The sequence below is a fragment of the Sulfolobus sp. B1 genome (genome assembly GCF_007050195.1).
GTDB lineage: Archaea > Thermoproteota > Thermoprotei_A > Sulfolobales > Sulfolobaceae > Saccharolobus.
Genome location: NZ_QIMI01000162.1, coordinates 1 through 3124, shown reverse-complemented (window position 1 = coordinate 3124; position 3124 = coordinate 1). Strand labels below are relative to the sequence as shown.

3 protein-coding genes are annotated in these 3124 nt (G+C 38.2%); all 3 read right to left on the bottom strand.

The features are described from left to right. Positions 1-996, bottom strand: a 996-nt coding sequence (ilvC, locus tag DMP16_RS08825; RefSeq protein WP_143577116.1) for a ketol-acid reductoisomerase, incomplete at its 3' end; no start/stop codon positions are given. Next, positions 980-1351, bottom strand: a complete 372-nt coding sequence (locus DMP16_RS08820; protein WP_069282226.1) for a hypothetical protein — start codon at positions 1349-1351, stop codon at positions 980-982. The genes ilvC and DMP16_RS08820, both read right to left, overlap by 17 nt. Beyond that, positions 1329-3047 (bottom strand): acetolactate synthase large subunit, encoded by a 1719-nt coding sequence (locus tag DMP16_RS08815; protein ID WP_069282225.1) that lies wholly within the window; start codon positions 3045-3047, stop codon positions 1329-1331. The genes DMP16_RS08820 and DMP16_RS08815 overlap by 23 nt, the downstream gene beginning before the upstream one ends. Between the last annotated feature and the right edge of the window lie 77 nt (positions 3048-3124).

The window sequence follows — 3124 nt, the reverse complement described above, 5'->3', positions numbered from 1 at the left end:
TTTTCCTTTTTGGATTATTTCCCTTAACTGATTACCAATCTTTTCCTCTAACGTATTCTGTATATTATTCATAGTATTGGTTACCGTTGGCATTCCTCTTCCGTATTCCTCTATCCACTCCTCTGCAAACTTACCACTCTTTATTCTCTCTAGAGCTTCCTTCATTCTCTTTCTTACATCTTGATTAATTACATACTTTCCGACAGTTATTCCACCATATTTTGCAGTATCAGAAACTGCTTTTAACATTCCAGTAATTCCTTTTTCATAGACCAAATCTACTAGCATCTTTAATTCATTAATAGTTTCGAAATACGCTATTTCTGGCTGATAACCTTCTTCAACTAGAGTTTCGAAAGCTGCCTTCATCAATTCCATTATACCTCCAACAAGTATTGTTTGTTCACCAAATAAGTCAGTTTCAGTCTCTTCTTTAAACGTAGTCTCTATAACTCCTGCCCTAGTGGCGCCTATACCCTTTGCTATAGCTAAAGCTTTCTGTAATGCCATCCCGCTTACGTTCTGATAGATAGCAACTAGCGAGGGAACTCCTCCACCAGCTTTATAGTATTCTCTAACTGTTTGACCAGGTCCTTTAGGGGCAATCATATACACATCAGAATCTTTAGGTGGTTCAATGAGTCTATAATGAATATTAAAACCATGTGCAAATACTAGGTCAGCTCCTTTCTTCATATTTGGTTTAACGTTCTCTAACCATAATGTCCTTTGAACCATATCAGGGACTAAGAATATTATAATATCAGCATCTTTCACAGCATCTTTAGTATAGAGTGGCGTGAATCCCTCGCTTTTGGCGAGTTCCCATGATTTACCTTCCCTTTCTAAACCAACTACCACATTCAAACCAGAATCTCTTAAATTTTGTGCCCATGCTCTGCCTTGACTTCCATATCCTAATACGGCTATCTTTTTATCTTTTATATAATCTAAACTGGCATCTTTATCTACGTAAATTTTAGCCATATGTTTCACCCCAACTATATCCTTTAACTCTATCAAAAACGGGTACATAAATTATCATGTCACCTTCTATCTTATCATCACTTATCACTTCACCATTCTTTATGACAATTTTTCTAAGCTCCTTGATATCCAACACTTCTACCTTTTCTACATCTACCGTCTTACTTAATAATAGAACGGCTGTAGTGAAATTGTTGTGATCTTTAATACCTAAATAAAATTCGAACAAGTTATCATCATTAACTTTCCATCCATAAATCCAATTAATATCCATGAAAAGCTTTCTGAAATTAGACGCTATCCTCTCTATTAGCCCTGGGTCTCTATAATATGCGAATAACCTAACTACTCTTTCTTGGGTCACGCAATATCACCTGTTTTAATCTCCCTCCAGGAGGTAGAGTTGGCAATGCTAATTCCTCCTTATCAACTGGCACTCTTATTATTGCAGGAATGTTCTCTCTCATAGCAGTCTTTAAAGATTTTTCAATCTCCTCATAGCTTGTAGCATTAAAACCTAAGGCTCCAAAAGCTTCAGCGAACTTTACAAAGTCGGGTGAGGGACCATAGTCAACTCCAACTATTCTTCTGCCGAAGAATAAATCTTGTACTTGCCTTACTAATCCCAAGGTTCTGTTATCAAATATTACTGCTATTACTGGTATGTTTTCATCTACAGCAGTAGCCAGATTAGTCCCGGTCATTAGAAATGAGCCATCACCATCTAGATCAACCACCACCTTATCCGGTCTAGCCAATTTAGCCCCCATAGCTGCTGGAAATCCGAAACCCATTGTTCCCATACCAGAAGACGTTAAGAAAGTTCTAGGCTCTAATACCTCCCAAAAAACTTCAGCCCACATCTGATGCTGACCCACACCAGTTGTGACTATAGCATCCCTTGGTATAGTTTGCCTGATAGTCTTTAGTATCTTCCATGGTTTAAGTTTTCCGTTTTCGTCATTATAATAGAACTGAGAATAATACTCTTTGTATTCCTTTACTCGCTTTATCCAAGCTGACCTATCTCTTTTAGTCCCTAAATAAGTAATTGCTTTTATGAGTTCTCTTAATATCATTTTGGCATTTCCGTAAAGGCCTACATCAACTCTTATTGCTTTCTCTCCATCGGTTGGATCTATATTTATCATTATAAATTTCTTCCTCGTTTCTACCATTTCATCATATGAAGTAAATGTTCTATCACTGAATCTAGCCCCCACTGCTAGCATAGCATCAGATTCTAGAGCAGCCATAGATGCCTCTGCCCTGCCATAGTACCCCATTGGCCCTAGATATAACGGATGATCATGAGGTATTGCAGTCTTACCCGGAAAAGTAGACACTATAGGGACATGTAATAATTCTGCTAACTCCAGAACTTCCGGAGTAGCGTTTGCCCAAACTACTCCAGTTCCTACCAGAATTATTGGTCTTTCAGCCTCAATAAGTATTTCAGCGGCTTTCTTAATGCTTAACGGATCTATCTTAGTAGGAAACTCTCTATACCCTTTAACTATAGGTCTCTCAGGCCACTTTATGTTTTCCATTTTTTCATAGAAGATGTCTCTCGGAATATCTACTACCACTGGACCGGGTCTACCAGTAGTGGCTATGTAGAAGGCATTTTTCACCCATAATGGTATTTCATCTATCTTTTTGATACCTATAACATATTTAGTAGCATTCTCAAAAATTCCCATAGCATCCGCTTCTTGGAACGCCATTTTACCCATTACAGCTCTAGGTACATTGCCAGTTATAGCAATCACTGGAGAGCTGTCCCAATATGCAGTTATTAATCCAGTAGTCAAGTTAGTTGCCCCTGGACCTGACGTAGCTGTACAGACGCCAGGGAAGCCTGAAGCTCTAGCATATCCATCAGCAGCGTGTGCAGCAGCTTGTTCATGCCTCATTAATACGTGCCTTAGTTCTCCATTCTGTAGATCCTCTACGAAAGCATCATAAATTTGCATGTTAGATAATCCTGGAATTCCGAATATTACCTTCACTCCTTCTCTTTTTAACGCATCTACCAAAATTCTAGCTCCTGTTGGCATTTATAATCACCTTTTCAACACAACTACTAGACGGAAGACTAACATAATATACAATTTTTTTACCTTGAACGAAAAAT

What these genes read in the sequence shown, in the direction of transcription:
- DMP16_RS08815 (WP_069282225.1), bottom strand. Translation starts at nt 3,047, where the DNA reads ATGCCAACAGGAGCTAGAATTTTGGTAGATGCGTTAAAAAGAGAAGGA.